16 protein-coding genes and 1 pseudogene are annotated in these 19,924 nt (G+C 58.0%); 11 read left to right on the forward strand and 6 right to left on the reverse strand.

All coding sequences use genetic code 11. From position 1 onward, the window contains the following. Positions 1-105, reverse strand: a pseudogene (locus tag JWR17_RS20885) (amino acid ABC transporter substrate-binding protein); the annotation flags it as partial. 480 nt (positions 106-585) lie between these two features. Between JWR17_RS20885 and JWR17_RS20890 the strand changes: the two are divergent. Together JWR17_RS20890 and rhlB are read left to right on the forward strand one after the other, a co-directional pair. After that, on the forward strand, positions 586-1,242 hold the full coding sequence (locus tag JWR17_RS20890) for an alpha/beta hydrolase (RefSeq protein ID WP_299834383.1): 657 nt from the start codon (positions 586-588) through the stop codon (positions 1,240-1,242). A 147-nt stretch (positions 1,243-1,389) separates the two neighbouring features. Continuing rightward, the gene (gene rhlB, locus JWR17_RS20895; protein WP_299834385.1) at positions 1,390-2,868 is read left to right on the forward strand and encodes an ATP-dependent RNA helicase RhlB; all 1,479 of its coding nucleotides are present in this window, start codon (positions 1,390-1,392) and stop codon (positions 2,866-2,868) included. Between the two features lie 99 nt (positions 2,869-2,967). Here rhlB and moaE read toward each other — a convergent pair whose 3' ends face one another. From moaE to JWR17_RS20920, 5 genes are all read right to left on the reverse strand, one after another. Beyond that, the gene (moaE, locus tag JWR17_RS20900; RefSeq protein WP_299834386.1) at positions 2,968-3,426 is read right to left on the reverse strand and encodes a molybdopterin synthase catalytic subunit MoaE; all 459 of its coding nucleotides are present in this window, start codon (positions 3,424-3,426) and stop codon (positions 2,968-2,970) included. A 2-nt stretch (positions 3,427-3,428) separates the two neighbouring features. After that, a complete protein-coding gene (locus JWR17_RS20905; RefSeq protein WP_299834388.1) occupies positions 3,429-3,674 on the reverse strand; it encodes a MoaD/ThiS family protein in 246 nt (81 codons plus the stop codon). Continuing rightward, positions 3,671-4,153 carry a cyclic pyranopterin monophosphate synthase MoaC gene (gene moaC / locus JWR17_RS20910; RefSeq protein ID WP_299834390.1) on the reverse strand — a complete coding sequence of 161 codons (483 nt, stop codon included), beginning with the start codon at positions 4,151-4,153 and terminating at the stop codon, positions 3,671-3,673. The genes JWR17_RS20905 and moaC overlap by 4 nt, the downstream gene beginning before the upstream one ends. Positions 4,154-4,310: 157 nt before the next feature. After that, a complete protein-coding gene (locus JWR17_RS20915; RefSeq protein ID WP_299834392.1) occupies positions 4,311-5,705 on the reverse strand; it encodes a PhoH family protein in 1,395 nt (464 codons plus the stop codon). Positions 5,706-6,037: 332 nt separating this feature from the next. Beyond that, entirely contained in the window at positions 6,038-7,177 is a 1,140-nt protein-coding gene (locus JWR17_RS20920; protein WP_299834393.1) for a polysaccharide deacetylase family protein, read from the reverse strand. 199 nt (positions 7,178-7,376) lie between these two features. Between JWR17_RS20920 and yaaA the strand changes: the two genes are divergently transcribed. From yaaA to JWR17_RS20965, 9 genes are all read left to right on the forward strand, one after another. After that, entirely contained in the window at positions 7,377-8,156 is a 780-nt protein-coding gene (gene yaaA / locus JWR17_RS20925) for a peroxide stress protein YaaA (RefSeq protein WP_299834395.1), read from the forward strand. A gap of 702 nt (positions 8,157-8,858) precedes the next feature. Then, complete coding sequence (locus JWR17_RS20930) at positions 8,859-10,175, forward strand: nucleotide sugar dehydrogenase (protein ID WP_299834397.1); 1,317 nt, start codon at positions 8,859-8,861, stop codon at positions 10,173-10,175. Positions 10,176-10,282: 107 nt separating this feature from the next. After that, complete coding sequence (gene alg8 / locus JWR17_RS20935) at positions 10,283-11,767, forward strand: mannuronan synthase (protein WP_299834430.1); 1,485 nt, start codon at positions 10,283-10,285, stop codon at positions 11,765-11,767. Positions 11,768-11,802: 35 nt separating this feature from the next. After that, a complete protein-coding gene (locus tag JWR17_RS20940) occupies positions 11,803-12,972 on the forward strand; it encodes an alginate biosynthesis protein Alg44 (RefSeq protein ID WP_299834398.1) in 1,170 nt (389 codons plus the stop codon). Between the two features lie 14 nt (positions 12,973-12,986). After that, a complete protein-coding gene (gene algK / locus JWR17_RS20945) occupies positions 12,987-14,492 on the forward strand; it encodes an alginate biosynthesis TPR repeat lipoprotein AlgK (protein ID WP_299834399.1) in 1,506 nt (501 codons plus the stop codon). Further along, complete coding sequence (locus JWR17_RS20950; protein WP_299834401.1) at positions 14,489-15,973, forward strand: alginate export family protein; 1,485 nt, start codon at positions 14,489-14,491, stop codon at positions 15,971-15,973. The genes algK and JWR17_RS20950 overlap by 4 nt, the downstream gene beginning before the upstream one ends. A gap of 26 nt (positions 15,974-15,999) precedes the next feature. After that, a complete protein-coding gene (gene algG / locus JWR17_RS20955; protein WP_299834403.1) occupies positions 16,000-17,574 on the forward strand; it encodes a mannuronan 5-epimerase AlgG in 1,575 nt (524 codons plus the stop codon). A 10-nt stretch (positions 17,575-17,584) separates the two neighbouring features. Beyond that, positions 17,585-19,033: an alginate O-acetyltransferase gene (locus tag JWR17_RS20960; RefSeq protein ID WP_299834406.1), complete on the forward strand. Its 1,449-nt coding sequence runs from the start codon at positions 17,585-17,587 to the stop codon at positions 19,031-19,033. Between the two features lie 8 nt (positions 19,034-19,041). After that, on the forward strand, positions 19,042-19,924 hold an 883-nt coding region (locus tag JWR17_RS20965; RefSeq protein ID WP_299834428.1), incomplete at its 3' end, for a mannuronate-specific alginate lyase.

The raw sequence follows: 19,924 nt of genomic DNA on the forward strand, positions 1-19,924 counted from the left end.
CTTCTTCTGAATCGCATCAAGGGTAGTGCCCGCCTGAGCGAAGCTCGTTACACCGAGAACTGCAGCGGCAGTCAGTACCGCCAGGGTAGATTTCAACATCTTCATTCAACAAACCTCCAAGTTTTGCTCTTTGTTGTGTAGAGCTTCAGTCCCGTCGCACCCTTGTGAGGCATTACTGACCCGTGTTGGCTTATTTTTGGGTCATGCGACGTAAGACCAGAGCCAGGTCCGCGTGCGAGATCTACCCGACACCCGACAACCATAGCTCGTCAATCGGTCAAATGGACTGAAACCCCATGATGTCCGCTGGACCAATCCGGTACAAAACGAACCGTACGCAGAATCCTGATGCATGGATTCACTGCTCACCCTGCCTATCAGCCGCCTGATAGTGTTACCGCCAAGGTAAACGTATTCACTCAGGTGGTTTCGTAGCAAAGCCCGTACCAGCATGCTGGCAATGTCGAATTAGCGACAGGTCAACCCCAAAACTTGTAGTCTTGCGACATCTTGTTAACTATTTATTTCTAATGCGCACCGTGCTGACGCACCGAAAAACAGCGCATGCACACTATTGGAGCAGCAATGAGCGAGCCTTTGATTCTTGAGCCTATTAACACCGCAGACGCATGCGTAATCTGGCTGCACGGACTGGGTGCCGACCGCTACGACTTCATGCCGGTTGCTGAAATGCTTCAGGAAAAGTTGCTGAGCACCCGCTTCATCTTGCCCCAGGCGCCTGACCGCGCGGTCACCATCAATGGTGGCTATAGCATGCCAAGCTGGTATGACATTCTCGCCATGAACCCGGCCCGGGCCATTAATCGCGAGGAAATGGAGGTTTCTGCTCTGATGGTGCTGAACCTGATCGAGGCGCAACGCGACAGCGGCATCGACCCGGCAAGGATTTTTCTGGCAGGCTTTTCTCAAGGTGGCGCGGTGGTTTTACACGCTGCGTTTTTACGCTGGCAGGGACCGCTGGGTGGCGTACTCGCCCTCTCCACTTATGCGCCGACTTTTAGTGATGAACTGACCCTTTCAGTTAGCCAAAAACAGATTCCGGTGTATTGCTTGCATGGCAACCGTGACGAGGTGGTCCAAAATGCCATGGGCCGCGCCGCGCATGACTGCCTCAAGGCGTTGGGCGTAACGGTTACATGGCAAGAATACCCAATGGGGCACGAAGTGTTACCGCAGGAGATTTCCGACATCGGGGTCTGGTTAGGTCAAAAGCTTGGTTAACATCCTGTTGCAAGCGTAGGACGCGACCTAATAGAGCGCTGCGAAGCCCTGACTTGACACGTCCTGTAGCGCTTTTGGTATGGCACTACGCCGCGCGGGGTTCTTGCTTTACACTGCCCGACGTACATTCCTTAATAAATTGATGAGATGACCGTGCTCAAAGCACTCAAAAAGATGTTTGGTAAAAGCGAGGTTGTGCAACTCGCGCCCAGCCCTATCGCCTCTTCGCCTGTTGCCGTCGGCCCAACCGACCGCGATGCACGGCAACGCAATACCCATCATTCGGCACCTGTCAGCACGCCTGTCCAGGGTCAAACCGCAGAAGTCGTCACCGCAAAAGTCGAGCACCCCAAGCCAGAACGCCCTCGTCGTGAACGAGCGCCCAAACCGCCGGTCAGCACCTGGAAACTCGAAGACTTTGTAGTTGAACCACAGGAAGGCAAAACCCGCTTCCACGATTTCGATTTGTCGCCTGAACTAATGCATGCCATTCACGACCTGGGCTTCCCGTACTGCACGCCGATTCAGGCTGAAGTGCTGGGTTTCACCCTGGCGGGAAAAGATGCCATCGGTCGCGCACAAACCGGCACCGGCAAAACTGCCGCGTTCCTGATTTCGATCATCACTCAATTGCAGCAAACCCCACCGCCTAAAGAGCGGTACATGGGCGAACCGCGTGCGCTGATCATCGCGCCAACCCGTGAACTGGTGGTGCAAATCGCCAAAGACGCGGCGCTGTTGACCAAGTACACCGGCCTTAACGTCATGACGTTTGTAGGCGGCATGGACTTCGATAAACAACTCAAGCAACTGGAAGCGCGTCATTGCGACATTCTGGTCGCGACGCCGGGTCGTTTGCTGGACTTCAACCAGCGCGGCGAAGTGCACTTGGACATGGTCGAAGTGATGGTGCTGGATGAAGCCGACCGCATGCTGGACATGGGTTTCATCCCGCAAGTTCGGCAGATCATTCGCCAGACGCCGCACAAGGGCGAGCGCCAGACGCTGCTGTTCTCTGCGACGTTTACCGAAGACGTGATGAACCTGGCAAAGCAATGGACCACCGACCCTTCCATCGTTGAGATCGAAGCGTTGAACGTGGCCAGCGAAATGGTCGAGCAGCATATCTATGCCGTTGCGGCCGCTGACAAATACAAGCTGCTCTATAACCTGGTGACCGAGAACAACTGGGAACGGGTAATGGTGTTCGCTAACCGCAAAGACGAAGTGCGGCGCATCGAAGAACGCCTGGTGCGTGATGGCGTGAACGCTGCGCAGCTGTCAGGCGATGTGCCACAGCACAAGCGCATCAAGACACTGGAAGGCTTCCGCGAAGGCAAGATACGGGTGTTGGTTGCCACGGATGTGGCCGGTCGCGGGATTCACATCGACGGTATCAGTCATGTGATCAACTTCACCCTGCCCGAAGTACCGGACGATTACGTACACCGCATCGGCCGCACGGGTCGCGCCGGCGCCAGCGGTGTGTCGATCAGTTTTGCCGGCGAAGATGACTCGTATCAGTTGCCTTCCATCGAAGCGCTGCTGGGCCGCAAAATCAGCTGCGAAACGCCACCCATGGAACTGCTGAAACCGGTTGTGCGCAAAAGCGCTGTGCCGCTGTAGTACGCAGATCCCCTGTAGGACCCGACGTGTTGGCGAGGCGGTGTGTCAGACACACCGCGTCAAGTCCTTCGCCAACACGTTGGCTCCTACAGAATAGTTTCAGGCTTTAGGGTCCCAGCGCCCCGCTGCCGCATGATCACTGTCTCGCCCTTCGACCCAACGCGGTCCGTCGCTGGTGTTTTCTTTCTTCCAGAACGGCGCGCGGGTTTTCAGGTAGTCCATGACAAACGCACAGGCATCGAACGCTGCTTGCCGATGTGCGCTGGCGACACCGACAAACACAATCGGCTCGCCCGGCGCTAAAGCACCAATCCGGTGCAGAACTTCTAACTTCAGCAACGGCCAGCGTTGCTCGGCTTCGCCAGTAATCTTGGCCAAGGCCTTTTCAGTCATGCCCGGATAGTGTTCAAGAAACATCCCTGCCACTTCCCGACCTTCGTTGAAATCTCGCACATAGCCTACAAAACTCACCACCGCACCGACGCCCACATTGGCTGCATGCAGGGCATTCACTTCGGCGCCCGGGTCGAAGGCTGCTGTCTGCACTCGAATCGCCATTGTCAGCCTCCGGTTACAGGGGGAAAGAAGGCGACTTCATCGCCTGGCTCCAGCGGCTCGTCGAGCTGGCACAGTTCTTCGTTACGCGCGCACATCAGGTTTCGTTCGGCCAAAACCTGCCACACACCCCCGCGCAGAACCAGGAACTCGCGCAGCGCGCGGATGGTGAGATAAGCGCCCTCCACCGCTTCGCTGTCCACGCCCAGGGTCTCGCGGAACCGAGCGAAATAAAGGACCTGAACGCTCATCGAATTCCCGCCTCGTCAGCCACAAAGTGCCCACTCTTGCCGCCCAGCTTTTCCAACAGGCGCACGCTTTCGATGACCATGCCGCGGTCCACCGCTTTGCACATGTCATAGATCGTCAGCGCAGCAACGCTGGCAGCGGTCAGCGCTTCCATTTCGACGCCGGTTTGCCCGGACAGTTTGCAGCGGGCGACGATCCGCACCGCGTCTTCCCCTTCCGCGCTCAACTCGACCTTGACGCCGGTCAGCATCAGCGGATGGCACAGCGGGATTAAATCAGAGGTTTTTTTTGCCGCTTGAATGCCGGCAATGCGCGCCACGGCGAACACATCCCCCTTGGGATGGCCTCCGCTGACAATCATTTGCAGGGTTTCAGGGCGCATGCGCACAAATGCTTGGGCCACCGCTTCACGGAACGTCACGTCTTTATCAGTGACGTCGACCATATTGGCGCGACCTTGGGAATCGAGATGAGTCAGCACAACGTTACTCCTGAGCAGGAGCAGGGAGTGTAAACCGTCACTTCAACAACACCCAACTGTAGAAGCTAACTTGTTGGCCTGGCGGTGTGTTGGTCACACCGCCAAGCCCTTCAAGCCTTCGCCAACAAGTTGGCTCCTACAGGGGATATCTACTCCGTTACAAATGACTCTCGGCATATTCAGCCAGGATAGAGCGTGGTACGCCTTGCAGGGCGATGTGCACGCCGTTCGGGAAATCTTTGAAACGCTCCGTCAGGTAGGTAAGGCCAGAACTGGTGGCCGACAGGTAAGGCGTATCGATCTGCGCCAGGTTGCCCAGGCAAACTACTTTCGAACCGGCACCGGCACGGGTGATGATGGTTTTCATTTGGTGCGGCGTGAGGTTCTGGCATTCATCGATCAAGATCAGGCTCTGCTGGAAACTGCGGCCTCGAATGTAATTGAGGGATTTGAACTGCAGCGGCACTTTACTGAGGATGTAGTCCACGCTGCCGTGGGTGTTTTCGTCATCCATGTGCAGCGCTTCAAGGTTATCGGTAATGGCACCCAACCAAGGCTCCATCTTCTCGGCCTCGGTGCCCGGCAGGAACCCGATTTCCTGGTCCAGCCCTTGCACACTGCGGGTCGCGATAATGCGGCGATAACGCTTGCTGACCATGGTCTGTTCGATTGCAGCCGCCAGCGCAAGGATAGTTTTACCGGAGCCTGCAGCGCCCGACAGGTTAACCAGATGAATGTCCGGGTCAAGCAAGGCAAACAGTGCCAGGCCCTGGTAGATATCACGGGGTTTCAGGCCCCAGGCTTCCTGATGCAGCAGAGGTTCCTGGTGCATGTCCAGAATCAGCAGCTCGTCGGCCTTGATGCCTTTGATCCAACCCACGAAGCCTTGCTCATCAATGATGAATTCATTGATGTGCACAGCCGGCAGATTGTCCGTGAGCTGCACCCGATGCCACGTACGGCCATGATCCTGGCGGGTTTCAACTTTGCTGACGCGGTCCCAGAAGGACCCGGTCATGGTGTGATAGCCACGCGACAACATGGAAACGTCGTCGACCAGTTGATCGGTGCTGTAGTCCTCCGAGGCGATCCCACACGCCCGCGCTTTGAGGCGCATGTTGATGTCTTTGGTCACCAGCACCAGGCGCAAATCCTTGTTACGCGTGTGCAGGTCGATCAACTGATTAATGATGATGTTGTCGTTCAGGTGCTCAGGTAACAGGCTGTTGGGCTCATTACGCTTGTTCATCAAAATGGACAGAAAGCCTTTGCAAATGCCGGTCCCGCGATCAATCGGTACGCCTAACTCAACCTCTTCCGGCGTAGCGCCGCCCAACGTCTTGTCGATCAGGCGAATGGCTTGACGGCATTCGGCAGCGACGGAGTGTTTGCCAGCTTTGAGCTTGTCCAGCTCTTCAAGGACTGTCATGGGAATGGTGACGTGGTGTTCCTGGAAGTTCAGTAAAGCGTTTGGATCATGGATCAATACGTTGGTATCGAGCACGTACATAATTGGCTGGTTAGAGGAAGGGCTGCGTCCGTGATCATCCATACTCGCTCACCTTTTTTAGAAGCCAGGCGACGCAATACCATTCAGTGCTGCGCCACGGTAAGGCTGCCGACACTCCTCTTCAGGCAGAGAAGCAATGCTCAAGATGGGTCTGGGATGACGCCACCTGTGTTGCAGGTTTCGGCGACCTACTAAGGGTAATACCGCAAAGGCATGACACTAAAAAGCGATTTGACACTTTTTTGAAGTTTATTTTTCGGTGTGACGAATAGCCCTTGGCGGCGCGGTCAGGCACCGTTAAAGTCGGAAGTCCGCCTTACCCGAATTGACGAATAATTTTACCCCCGACAAAACCTCCAAACGGATAGACAGCCTTATTCTGCGGGCTTCTCAGGGTATCCGTGGCAATCCTGCCATTGAAGTCCGCTTTGCGCCGTGTTGTTCAGCAGCCAAGGCAACGCCGTTTCGACTTTGTTGTGGATGTCATGGAAAACCACTACCCCGCGCCGCCACAGCAGCATCAGGCTCAATACTCGCTGACCCGCCTGATCTGCGGTGATGTCTCGACTCCAGTCCTCAGAGTCGATATTCCACAACGACACCTTCAGTCCCTGCCCACGGAAAAACTCGGCGCTGTCAGCCCGACGCTGACCATAGGGCGGACGGAACATCGCCACGTAATTGTCCGGCAGCGCTTGTTGCAGCAAAGCGGCAGTGCGCTGCACCGAGCTTTGCCAGTCGAGCCATTGGCTGTGGGAACGGTACTGCCAGCCCTGTGAGCCGACGCATTGTTGTTTGTAGAGCCCTTGCACCTCGGCCGCAGAGCTTTCGGTTTCACGCGTTTGCAGGTTTTTACCCAGCACGAAGAAGGTGGCGTTGAGTTTTCGCTGCCGCAAGTAATCCGTCAGCCAGTCTGTGGTGCCGCCCGCTACCGTAGGGCCGCTGTCGAAACTCAGCAGAAACGTGCGATCGGCGAGTTCATCACCCGTGAGTTCATCTGAGTTGTAGCGCTCGATCTCGCTGCTGGTCAGCGGAAACAGCGCGGCCATATGCAGCAATTCGGTCAGGTAGCGCTCATGAAAGCCCTGGCTGGGTAGATTCCAGGCGGCATAGAACGAGTCGTCGGCGACGGTAAACTTGGTGGCTTGCTCGCGCAGCATCTGCATATCTTCGACCAGCACGCAGAACGAGGCGTCTTGTTCACAGCTTTGTTGGGCGAATTGATAATTCTCCAGCAAGCGAGTCCACAGCCGCTGGCGGATCAGGTTCAGCGAGACCATGTTTATCTTTCTCAGGCCCAGGCGCACTTTCAGGGCGGCCTCATCCTGGCCTTCACTGACCACCAGTGCATGGGCAAATGCCAGGATCTCGGCACGCGAGGCGACGTCGAACAACGCCGGCGTGGTCAATTGCTCCGGCCATACGCTGCGATCCATGGTCGCAAGCGGCACGGGACCGGCCGCATGGGCGTTAAGCCAGAACAGACACGCCGAGAACAACAGAACAATGCGCACAATCAGATCCCCAGAAATACCTCGCGGCGCACTATAACCACAGAGCCGCTGTAGGAGCCAACTTGTTGGCGAAGGGCTTAGGCGGTATGTCATGACTCATCCCCTGGCCAACAACCTGGCTCCCGAAGGGATCGGCGGCCGCCTTGGTATTTCCACCCCCAGCCCCTAGAATCGCGCCCACGATCAAAGGAGACGATTTATGCTGATGGTGATTTCCCCGGCCAAAACCCTCGACTTCGAAACCCCTGCGGTGACGAAGCGCTTCACCCAGCCGCAGTACCTGGACCACGCTCAGCAACTCATCGAGCAGTTGCGGGAACTGGCCCCTGCGCAAATCGCCGAGCTGATGCACCTGTCGGACAAACTCTCTGGCCTTAATGCTGCTCGCTTCGGCAGTTGGACGCCGAACTTCACCCCGGACAACGCCAAGCAGGCAATACTGGCATTTAAAGGCGACGTCTATACCGGACTGCAAGCCGAAAATTTTACCGAAGCCGACTTTACCTACGCGCAAGATCACCTGCGCATGCTCTCGGGGCTGTATGGCCTGTTGCGTCCGCTGGACCTGATGCAGCCCTATCGCCTGGAAATGGGTACCAGGCTGGCTAACGCCCGTGGTAAAGACCTGTACGCGTTCTGGGGCACGCAAATAAGCGAATGGTTGAACCAGGCGCTGCTCGATCAAGGCGATGATGTACTGCTCAATCTGGCATCCAACGAGTACTTCTCGGCAGTGAAACGCTCCTCCCTGAACGCGCGAATCATCAATACCGAATTTCGCGACCTGAAAAATGGCCAATACAAAATCATCAGCTTCTACGCCAAAAAAGCTCGGGGCATGATGAGCCGCTTTGTGATCAAAGAGCAGATCAACAGTCCAGCGGCGCTGAAGCAATTCGACGCCCATGGTTATCGTTATAACGCGGCTCAGTCGACACCTGACACCTTGGTGTTCCTGCGCGATACGCCTTTGGTGTAACGCCAACTTAACACCCTCGTCTCTTTCGGGAGACGCATAGCTAGCTACTTGTCTCAAGGGGTTTACACCCCGCAAATGCCAATAGTTTGGCGCCAATAAACAGACAGCATTTAAGGTGACTCTAAGCCTTTTAAAATTATTTGCGGATTTTTTGCCTGCATTCTCATGCCCAATTCATGTAGTGGCCTATAAGCATCCCTTACCCTTAACTACCCGCCAACTAAGGGCTTAACTAAAAATGCCATCACGGTGCAAGTACCTGCCAGGGTAGCCCGACGCAGCTCTCCGCAAGAAATAGCTAAACCGGTTCAGGAACTAATATATAAATTATAGGCTCTTACCTTCCGTAACAATTACTGCCTGCGGCGTAAGCAATCTCTTACATAGCGGCGGGGCGATCAAAGAAGCAAGTTATCCCCATAGAGCGCTATCGTTGTCGATGAAAGTAGCATCAGGAGAAACGCGCATTCCCCGTCACTTCAGCGAACGGGAGAAGCCCTCTCTAAATGGGCCAGAGCCTTATGTACAGGCCGTTGTAGCCCGTTTCACGCTTTTTTGAGCAAGCCTGTCAACAGGCTCTCACCTTTGAAAAATGCCGACGTTCAACAGCGCGACTCCATTGTCGCTCACTGCTGAGCGGCCGTTTATTGCTGGACACCTACTTACCAGCCAACTTTGGCGTGAATAAACAAGGAGAAGTCGATGCGTATCAGCATCTTTGGTTTGGGTTATGTCGGCGCCGTATGTGCCGGCTGCCTGTCTGCCCGTGGTCACAATGTAGTCGGTGTGGATATTTCAAGCGCGAAGATTGATCTTATCAACAATGGCAAATCGCCCATAGTTGAACCGGGGTTGGAAGAGCTATTGGCGCAGGGGATTAAGACCGGAAAACTAAGAGGAACTACGGACTTCGCCTCTGCTATCCGCGATACTGATCTATCAATGATTTGCGTGGGGACTCCCAGCAAAAAGAACGGCGATCTGGAGCTGGATTACATCGAATCGGTGTGCCGGGAAATTGGCTTTGTTCTGCGCGACAAGACCTCTCGCCATACCATCGTCGTGCGCAGCACAGTGCTGCCCGGTACTGTCGCCAACGTCGTTATTCCCATCCTCGAAGACTGTTCCGGCAAGAAAGCTGGCGTCGACTTTGGCGTAGCGGTCAATCCCGAATTCCTGCGTGAAAGTACCGCCATCAAGGATTACGACCTGCCACCGATGACCGTCATCGGCGAGTTCGATAAGGCCTCCGGGGACGTACTGCAAGCGCTGTACGAAGAGCTCGACGCACCGATCATCCGCAAGGACATCGCTGTCGCCGAGATGATCAAGTATACCTGCAACGTCTGGCACGCCACCAAAGTGACGTTCGCCAACGAAATCGGCAACATCGCTAAAGCGGTCGGTGTCGATGGCCGCGAAGTGATGGAAGTGGTCTGCCAGGATAAAACCCTCAACCTGTCCCAGTACTACATGCGTCCTGGCTTCGCTTTTGGTGGCTCTTGCCTGCCCAAAGACGTGCGTGCCCTGACCTACCGTGCCAGCTCGCTGGACGTTGAAGCACCACTGCTCAACTCGCTGATGCGCAGCAACGTTTCGCAAGTACAAAACGCCTTCGACATCATTACCAGCCACGACAAACGCAAAGTCGCCCTGCTCGGCCTCAGCTTCAAGGCCGGCACTGATGACCTGCGCGAATCACCCCTGGTGGATTTGGCGGAAATGTTGATCGGCAAGGGGTACGACCTGAGCATCTACGACACCAACGTTGAATATGCGCGCATGCACGGTGCCAACAAGGATTACATCGAGTCGAAGATCCCCCACGTCTCGTCCTTGCTCAATTCGGACTTTGACGACGTGATCAACAATTCCGACGTGATCATCCTGGGCAACCGCGATGAGAAGTTCCGCGCCCTGGCCAACAAAGCCCCGGCCGGTAAGCAGGTCATCGACCTGGTGGGTTTCATGTCCAACGCCACCAGTGAAAGTGGCCGCACCGAAGGCATCTGCTGGTAGCGGAAACCTGTAGGAGCCAACGTGTTGGCGAGCTTTAGATTGCTTCGCCAACACGTTGGCTTCTACAGAACCCCGGTTCGCTCATACCAATCCCGATACGGAAGCAGATTATGCACAGGCTAAAGCACGGTCTTCTTCAGGCCGCCGGTTGGCTGTTCTACCTCAGTTTATTGATGAGCATCGCCATGGCGTTGCCCACAAGTATCTTCGACCCGCAGTCGAAGGACTTTCTCTTTTTGATCGGCTTTATCGGCATATGGCGCTACTCCATGGGTGCCACGCATTTTGTGCGCGGCATGCTGTTTTTGTACGTGGTCTATCCGCACTTGCGCCGCAAGGTTCGTAAATTAGGCGCCGCAGGTGATCCGTCCCACGTGTTCCTGATGGTCACCAGCTTTCGCATTGACGCCCTGACCACGGCGCAGGTGTACAGCTCGGTGATTCAGGAAGCCATCGATTGCGGCTACCCCACCACAGTGGTGTGCTCGCTGGTTGAGATGTCTGATGAGCTATTGGTCAAGAGCATGTGGGCCAGGCTCAATCCGCCAGCGCGGGTAAAACTGGATTTCGTGCGTATCGCTGGCACCGGCAAACGCGACGGTTTGGCTTTCGGCTTCCGGGCCATTTCCAGGCACTTGCCAGACGCACGCGCCGTGGTTGCGGTGATCGATGGCGACACCGTCCTCAGCCCTGGCGTCGTGCGCAAAACCGTGCCGTGGTTCCAACTGTTCGGCAACGTCGGCGGCTTGACCACCAACGAGTTCTGCGAAGTGCGCGGCGGCTACATCATGAGCGAATGGCACAAACTGCGTTTCGCCCAGCGTCACATCAACATGTGCTCGATGGCCCTGTCCAAGCGCGTGCTGACCATGACCGGTCGGATGTCGGTGTTCCGCGCGACTGTAGTGACCAATCCGGAATTCATTGCCGACGTGGAAAGCGACTCGCTGCAACACTGGCGCCTGGGTCGTTTCAAGTTCCTGACCGGCGACGACAAGTCGAGCTGGTTCAGCTTGATGCGCCTGGGCTACGACACCTTCTACGTACCCGACGCCGCGATCAACACCGTGGAGCATCCACCGGAAAAGAGCTTCATCAAGGCCAGCCGCAAGCTGATGTTCCGCTGGTACGGCAACAACCTGCGCCAGAACTCCCGCGCCTTGGGCCTGGGGATGAAACGTCTCGGTCTGTTCACCTCGGTTGTACTGTTCGACCAACGCGTATCGATGTGGACCTCGCTGCTCGGCCTGACCGTCGCGATCATCGCCAGCTTCAAATACGGCACCGCGTTCATCCTCGCTTACCTGCTGTGGATCGGCATCACCCGCCTGATTCTGACCCTGCTGCTGTCCTGCTCCGGTCACAAGATCGGCCCGGCCTACCCGGCGATCCTCTATTACAACCAGATCGTTGGCGCGCTGGTGAAGATCTACGTGTTCTTCCGCCTCGACCAACAGTCCTGGACTCGCCAGCCCACTTCTCTGACCCGTGATCTCGCCAGCTTTCAACGTTGGTTCAACACCTGGTCGTCTCGGACCATGACCTTCTCCGCCGGCAGCATTTTTGTCGCCGTGCTGCTGATGATGGTCTGACCCGCCCCTATTGAATTAACAAGGAAATCGCCCCTATGAATACCGCCGTCAACGCTAACGTAGTGCATGAATCTGAAGCCCAGCGCCAACACGCCCGAGTGAAAATCCCGGCCAAGCTGCGTTTCTTCGGTCCCGACCGGACCCCGGTTGAAGCCCGGGTACTCGACCTCTCCGCAGGCGGCCTGGCGTTCAACGCCGGTCAGCTGCCGCTGAAGATCGGCGACTCGCACAAGGCTCGCCTGCAGTTCGTCATCGATAACCTCGGCCTGGCCATGGACGTGGAACTGCAAGTGCGCTCGTTCGACCGCCAGACCGGTCGTGTCGGCTGCCAGTTCCAGAACCTGGAACCGCAAGACATCTCGACCCTGCGCCACCTCATCACTTCGCACCTGGCCGGCGACATCGTCAGCATGGGTGAAGTGCTGGCGACCCTGCAGCGCGACAACTTCACCAAGGCGCGCAAGGTCAAGGACGGCGGGCACGGCATGACCCCGTTCGGTCGCCTGCGCGCCGTGACGTTCAGCCTGGCGATCTTCCTGGTCGGCCTCGCGGCGTTCGGTTTCATTTTCAAATCGGTGTACGGCATGTACTTCGTCAGCCACGCCCAGGCTGGCCTGGTCAGCGTGCCGGGGATGAACATCACCATGCCGCGTGACGGCACCGTGCAGAGCCTGATCAAGGCTGACGGCGTTGCCGCCAAAGGCGCCCCGCTCGCCACCTTCAGCACCAGCATGCTCGACGTGCTCAAAGGGCATCTGGACGAAGATCAACTGCAACCGGCCAAGGTTGAAGAACTGTTCGGCAAACAAATGACCGGCACCCTGACCTCGCCGTGCGATTGCACCGTGGCGCAGCAACTGGTCGCCGATGGTCAGTACGCCAGCAAGGGCGACGTGATTTTCACGTTGGTGCCGCGCAACAGCGAAGCCAACGTTGAAGCGCGCTTCTCCTATCGCCAGTTCGGCGACGTGCTGCCAGGCAGCCCGGTGCGCTTCCAGATTGCCGGCGAAGACAAATCCCGCACCGGCAAAATCGTCAGCAGCACCAGCCTGAAAAGCGCCGACCTGTCCTCCGACATCCGCGTGCTGATCCAGCCTGACGAACCGCTGGACAGCAAGTTCGCCGGTCGCCCGGTTGAAGTGAACAGCGACCGTGGCCCGAACCTGAACTGGCTGATCGACAAAGCCATGGCTTCCGGTCTTTAAGCGAGGACATGCCCGTGACGATTCCATCTATCCTCAGAACACCGCAATCCCTGTGGGAGCGAGCCTGCTCGCGATGGGATCAGCGCGGTCTGTCTGATGTACCGAGTCATCTGCATCGCGAGCAGGCTCACTCCTACAAAGGTTTTGCGTTCTGCGCACTGGCGTTGGCAGTCAGCCTCAGCGGTTGCGCCGGCCTGCCCGACCAGCGTCTGGCCAATGAAGCCCTCAAGCGCGGCGACACCGCGCTGGCGCAGCAGAACTATAAGGCACTGGCCGATCTGGGTTACAGCGAAGCGCAAGTGGGCCTCGCCGATATCCAGGTCGACAGCCGTGACCCGGCACAGATCAAACAGGCCGAGGCGACGTATCGCGCCGCGGCCGATGTCTCGCCGCGGGCCCAGGCGCGCCTGGGTCGTTTGCTGGTGGCCAAGCCCGGCTCCACCGAAGCCGAACAGCACGAAGCCGAAGGCCTGCTGAAAAAAGCCTCGGCCAATGGCGAAGGCAATACGCTGATCCCGCTGGCCATGCTGTACCTGCAATACCCGCACAGTTTCCCCAACGTCAACGCGCAACAGCAGATCAGCCAATGGCGCGCCGAAGGCAAGCCGGAAGCGGGCCTCGCCCAAGTGCTGCTCTATCGCACCCAAGGCACTTACGACCAGCACCTGGACGAAGTGGCAACCATCTGCAAAGCCGCGTTGAACACCACCGACATCTGCTACGTCGAGCTGGCCACGGTTTACCAGAAACAGGCCAAGCCTGAGCAACAGGCCGAGCTGATCAAGCAGATGCAAGCGGCGCACTCGCGCGGCACCGTTTCCGCTCAGCGTGTGGACAGTGTCGCTCGCGTCCTCGGTGATGCAACGCTCGGCAAGACCGACGAGAAAACCGCGCAGTCGCTGCTCGAAGACATCGCGCCCGGCTATCCCGCTTCGTGGGTCAGCCTCGCGCAATTGCTGTACGACTTCCCGGAACTCGGCGACGTCGACACGATGATGAAGTACCTGGACAACGGCCGCGCCGCCGACCAGCCGCGCGCTGAGCTGTTGCTCGGCAAGCTCTACTACGAAGGCAAATGGGTACCGGCGGACGCGAAAGTCGCCGAAGAACATTTCCAGAAAGCCGTCGGCCGCGAAGTCGCCGCCGATTACTACCTCGGCCAGATTTACCGCCGTGGTTACCTGGGCAAAGTCTATTCGCAGAAAGCCCTGGATCATTTGCTGACCGCTGCGCGCAACGGCCAGAACAGCGCCGACTTCGCCATCGCCCAACTGTTTTCCCAAGGCAAGGGCACCAAGCCCAACCCGCTTAACGCCTATGTCTTCAGCCAATTGGCCAAGGCCCAGAACACGCCGCAAGCCACCGAGCTTGCGCAAACACTCGAAGCCCAACTGCCGCCTGCCCAGCTCGCCGAGGCCCAACGCCTGTTGAAACAAGAACAGGCCGCTCGTGGTGCCTTGAGCCAGAACACGCTGGAACTGCATGCCCTGCAAGAAGAAGACGGCGAGGAATCCCTATGAAGTTGAATCCATTCGTCAAGGCCGGTATTGGCCTGACCTGCGCCTTGCTGTGGTCGTGTCCGACCCTGGCGGCATTGACCGACGCCAAGAATTTCGGCCTCGAAGTGAAAGTCACCGGCCAGTCCGAAGACGACCGTGACCTCGGCACCGCCAGTGGCGGCGACGTCAACGGCGTCGGTCTCGACCTGCGTCCATGGATCTATGGCGAAAGCGGCGCGTGGAGCGCCTACGCCATGGGTCAGGCCGTGACGTCGACCGACATCATCGAAACCGACACCTTGCAGCAGTCCGACAACGACGGCACCCAGACCACCGACAACGGTGATCGCAAGACCAAGAAAAACTACCTGGGCATGCGCGAATTCTGGATCGGCTACAGCGGCCTCACGCCGTACCCGGGCGAGCAGTTGAAGCTCGGTCGCCAACGCCTGCGCAACGACGACGGCCAATGGCGCGACACCAACATCGAAGCCCTCAACTGGACCTTCGACACCACGCTGCTGCGCGCCAACGTCGGCGTCGCCGAACGCTTCAGCGAATACCGCACCGACCTCAAAGAGCTGGCGCCGAAAGACAAGGATCGCCTGCACGTCTACGCCGATGCGGCGTACCAGTGGACGCCGGGCAACTGGGTCGGCATCCGCGGTCATCACACCCATGATGACGGCAAGCTCGACTACCCGGAACCGGGCGTGGCCGGCGACTCGCTGGACAAGAAACAGAACGGTGATATCAGCTGGCTCGGCCTCACCGCCGACAGCGACGCGTACAACTATCGCAACACCAACACCCTGAATTACTGGGGCAGCATCACTGGCATGAGCGGCGATACCGACACGGTCAATCAGCTCAATGCCGACGGCACGCGTCCGACCGAAGCCAAGACCGGCGAAGACCTCAACGGCTGGGCCACCGATGTCGGCGTGCGTCTGCGCCTCGATCCGCAATGGCAAGTCGGCGCAGCCTATGCCCGCGCCAGCGCCGATTACGAACAGAACGGCCTGGAAAGCAACCGCTCGAACTACACCGGTACTCGCTCGCGGGTTCACCGTTTCGGCGAAGCGTTCCGCGGTGAAATGAACAACATGCAGACCGCGACGCTGTTCGGTTCGTGGATGCTCAACGACGAATACGACGCCAGTGTGATCTACCACAAATTCTGGCGCGTCGACGGCAACAAGCCGGTCGGCAGCAATGGCATCAACGCCGTCGAGAACGACACCGACCCGACCGGCGCGATTCTGTCGAGCACGTCGTTGCCGCTGGAAGACGGCAACAAAGACCTCGGTCAGGAAATGGACCTGGTGGTCACCAAGTACTTCAAGCAGGGCCTGTTGCCTGCCGCCCTGAGCCAGTCGATCGATGAGCCGTCGGCCCTCGTGCGCTTTCGCGGCGGTGTGTTCAAGCCGGGCGATGCCTATGGCAAAGAAGTCGACTCGTACATGCACCGCGCGTTCATCGACGTGATCTGGCGCTTCTGATGCGAACCGCGAAGGGAGTGCCCGACATGAATAATCCGAAGCGAGGTTCGATTACCTTGCTGGCCGGCGCAATGCTGCTGGCAAGCTCGGCCGCCTTCGCCAACGTGGAACCGGCTGCCAAGCCGGTCACCGTGGCCAAGGAACTGCAACAGGCCAAGACCTACACCGTCAGCAGCGCACCGACCGCGCCCCTGGAACTGGCCAAGCCAACACTGCCGGACACCTCCGGCTACACCGCCGAAGCCATCGCCAAGAAAATCGTCCGCACCAAGCCGGGTAAAACCAGCGTGCGCCGGATGATGCAGGAAGATGCGCTGAAGGACTTCATCGGCGGCGACAACAAGATGGCCGAGTGGGTGGTGCGTCAGCACGGCATTCCGCAGGCGATCTTCGTCGACGACGGCTACATGAACCTCAAGGACCTGGCGAAGAAATTACCCAAGCAGTACTTCAGCGAAACCTCGCCGGGTGTGTTCCTGGCGAAACTGCCGATCGTGGTCGGCCGTCACGGCATCCTCGAAATCGACAAGCAGACCCAGGAATTGCGCTTGTCGCAAGAGGCCGGTTCGTTCCTGGTCAACGACGGCCAGCTGTTCGTCCGTGACACCAAAATCACGGGCTGGAGCGAGAAAGCCAACGGCCCGGCGGCGTTCAAGTCACCGAAGGAATTCCGTCCGTTCATGCTGTCGTGGGGCGGCACCGAAACCTACATCGCCAACAGCAAGATCGCCAGTTTCGGCTATGCCAACAGTAAGTCCTACGGCGTGAGTATTTCCCAGTACACGCCGAACATGGCCAAGGTGCTCAAGCGCCCGGAACCGACGGGCTGGATCGTCGGCTCCGAGTTCTCGGACATGTGGTACGGCTTCTACTGCTATGAAACCCGCGACTTCGTGGTCAAGGGCAACACTTACAAAGACAACATCGTCTACGGCATCGACCCGCATGACCGGTCGCACGGCCTGATCATCGCTGACAACACCGTCTACGGGACCAAGAAGAAGCACGGGATCATTATTTCCCGCGAGGTCAACGACAGCTTCATCTTCAACAACCGCAGCTACGACAACAAGTTGTCGGGACTGGTGATCGACCGTAACAGCGTGAACAACATCATCGCCTACAACGAGATCTACAAGAACCACACCGACGGCATCACCCTCTACGAGAGTGCCGACAACCTGATCTACGGCAACAAGGTGATCAGCAACCGTCGCCACGGCATCCGTATTCGTAACAGCGTGAACATCCGCCTTTACGAAAACCTGGCCATGGCCAACGGCCTGACCGGTGTGTACGGCCACATCAAAGACCTGAGCGACACCGACCGCGACATCAAGCTCGACCCGTTCGATGCCCAGGTGTCCCTGATCATCGTCGGCGGCGAACTGGCCGGTAACGGCAGCGGCCCGCTGTCCATCGACTCGCCGCTGAGCGTCGAGTTGTATCGCGTGTCCATGCTCGCCCCGACCAAATCCAGTGGCATCAGCTTCAACGGGATTCTCGGAGAGCGTCAGGACGAAATTCTTGACCTGATGGTGCGCCAGCAGAAAGCCGTGCTGATCGACCCTGTCGAACGCCAGACCGAATTGCAGGACTGAGGATAATTTTATGCACCCACACTTGATCAAATTACTCAGCCTGTCGGCCCTGACCGCCGGCATTCTCGCGGCCAGCGGCGGCGTTCGGGCAGATGAAGTCCAGGCACCGACATTCAGCGCCGAACCGTGCTGCAACCTGTGCCCCGAAGCCCATGACGCGAAGAATTACACCACGCGTTATCAGCAGAACTTCACCACGCTGGTGCAGGCGCAGGGCGACTGGTTGTTCCGTACCCAGGAAGACCTGCGTACCGAATTCGACACCACCCCGGCCGGCTACAAACGCATGAAAGAACTGCACGATGCGTTCAAGAGCAAAGGCGTGGAACTCGTTGTGGTTTATCAGCCGACCCGTGGCCTGGTGAACCGCAACAAGCTCAACCCGGAAGACAAGGCCAAGTTCGATTTCGACAAGGCGCTGAAGAATTACAAGACCATGCTCGGGCGTTTCGCCGCCATGGGCTACGTGGTGCCGGACCTGTCGCCGCTGACCAATGAGTCGCTGCCCGACACCCTGCCCGCCCACGATTTCTACTTCCGCGGCGACCAGCACTGGACGCCGTATGGCGCCCAGCGCACGGCGAAAATCGTCGGCGAGAAAATCAAGCAACTGCCGGCGTTTGCCGACATTCCCAAGCGTGAATTCGAGAGCCACAAGTCGGGTCGCATGGGCAAGACCGGAACATTACACAACATGGCCGGTCAACTCTGTGGCACCAGCTACGCCATCCAGTACATGGATCAATTCACCACCGAGCCCAAAGGCGAAGCCGCCGACGGCGACTTGTTCAGCGACTCCGGCAACCCGGAGATCACCCTGGTCGGTACCAGCCACAGTGGCAAGAACTACAACTTCGCCGGTTTCCTCGAAGAGGCCATCGGCGCCGACATCCTCAACGTGGCGTTTCCCGGCGGTGGCCTGGAAGGTTCGATGCTGCAGTACCTGGGCAGCGAAGAGTTCCAGACCAAGCCGCCGAAGATTCTGATCTGGGAATTCTCGCCGCTCTACCGCCTCGACCAGGAAACCATCTATCGCCAGATGATGGCGCTGCTGGACAACGGTTGCGAAGGAAAGGATGCACAGATGACCGGCAGCACTACGTTGAAACCGGGCAAGAACGAATTGATGGTCAACAGCAAAAACCTGAACCTGCAGAACAGCAGTCACCAGGTCGACATCCGTTTCGCCGATCCGTCGGTGAAAACCCTGCAAGCCACCCTCTGGTACATGAACGGTCGCCACGAGGACATCAAAATCGAAAAACCGGAAACCTCCGACACCGACGGGCGTTTCGCTTTCGAGTTGCGCACGGACGAAGACTGGGCCTCGCAGAATCTGCTGGCCGTCGAAGTCCAGGGCCCTGAAGCAGGTGCCGCGCCACAGAAAGTCGAAGCGAAAATCTGCAAACGCAACGTATTCCCAGGCGCTGAGCAACGTACCGCTCAGGCCGGGCAATGAGGTCTGCCATGCGAAACCGAACGTTGAAAAATCTACTTGCACCATCGTTGCTGACGCTGGCGATGTTTGCCGGCGCCACCCAGGCCGCCGCGCCACTGCGCCCGCCACAGGGTTACTTCGCGCCGATCGAGAAAGTCAAAACCGGCGACAGCAGTGAAGGCTGTGACGCGATGCCGACGCCCTACACCGGCTCGCTGCAATTTCGCAGCAAGTACGAAGGCTCAGACAAGGCCCGTTCGACCCTGAACGTGCAGTCGGAAAAAGCCTTTCGCGACACCACCGCCGACATCACCAAGATCGAGCGCGGCACCAGCAAGCGCGTGATGCAGTTCATGCGTGACGGTCGCCCGGAACAGCTCGAATGCACCCTGAACTGGTTGACCGCCTGGGCCAAGGCCGATGCGTTGATGTCCAAGGACTTCAACCACACCGGCAAGTCCATGCGCAAATGGGCGCTGGGCAGCATGGCGTCTTCGTACATCCGCCTGAAATTCTCTGACTCGCACCCGCTGGCGAACCATCAGCAAGAGTCGCAGTTGATCGAAGCCTGGTTCAGCAAAATGGCCGATCAGGTGGTCAGCGACTGGGACAACCTGCCGCTGGAAAAAACCAACAACCATTCCTACTGGGCTGCCTGGTCGGTGATGGCAACGTCCGTCGCCACCAACCGCCGCGACCTGTTTGACTGGGCCGTGAAGGAATACAAGGTCGGCGCCAATCAAGTCGATGCCGACGGTTACCTGCCCAACGAACTGAAGCGCCAGCAACGCGCCCTTGCCTATCACAACTACGCCCTGCCGCCGTTGGCGATGATCGCCAGTTTCGCTCAAGTCAACGGTGTGGATTTGCGTCAGGAAAACAACGGCGCGCTGAAACGCCTGGGTGATCGGG

This window comes from Pseudomonas sp. (genome assembly GCF_028293835.1).
Taxonomy (GTDB): Bacteria; Pseudomonadota; Gammaproteobacteria; order Pseudomonadales; family Pseudomonadaceae; genus Aquipseudomonas.

Excerpts from the sequence above, each read along its gene's own strand:
- JWR17_RS20890 (WP_299834383.1), top strand. The coding sequence starts at position 586 with ATGAGCGAGCCTTTGATTCTTGAGCCTATTAACACCGCAGACGCATGC.
- rhlB (WP_299834385.1), top strand. The coding sequence starts at position 1,390 with ATGACCGTGCTCAAAGCACTCAAAAAGATGTTTGGTAAAAGCGAGGTT.
- moaE (WP_299834386.1), bottom strand. The coding sequence starts at position 3,426 with ATGGCGATTCGAGTGCAGACAGCAGCCTTCGACCCGGGCGCCGAAGTG.
- JWR17_RS20905 (WP_299834388.1), bottom strand. The coding sequence starts at position 3,674 with ATGAGCGTTCAGGTCCTTTATTTCGCTCGGTTCCGCGAGACCCTGGGC.
- JWR17_RS20915 (WP_299834392.1), bottom strand. The coding sequence starts at position 5,705 with ATGGATGATCACGGACGCAGCCCTTCCTCTAACCAGCCAATTATGTAC.
- yaaA (WP_299834395.1), top strand. The coding sequence starts at position 7,377 with ATGCTGATGGTGATTTCCCCGGCCAAAACCCTCGACTTCGAAACCCCT.
- JWR17_RS20930 (WP_299834397.1), top strand. The coding sequence starts at position 8,859 with ATGCGTATCAGCATCTTTGGTTTGGGTTATGTCGGCGCCGTATGTGCC.
- JWR17_RS20940 (WP_299834398.1), top strand. The coding sequence starts at position 11,803 with ATGAATACCGCCGTCAACGCTAACGTAGTGCATGAATCTGAAGCCCAG.
- JWR17_RS20950 (WP_299834401.1), top strand. The coding sequence starts at position 14,489 with ATGAAGTTGAATCCATTCGTCAAGGCCGGTATTGGCCTGACCTGCGCC.
- algG (WP_299834403.1), top strand. The coding sequence starts at position 16,000 with ATGAATAATCCGAAGCGAGGTTCGATTACCTTGCTGGCCGGCGCAATG.
- JWR17_RS20960 (WP_299834406.1), top strand. The coding sequence starts at position 17,585 with ATGCACCCACACTTGATCAAATTACTCAGCCTGTCGGCCCTGACCGCC.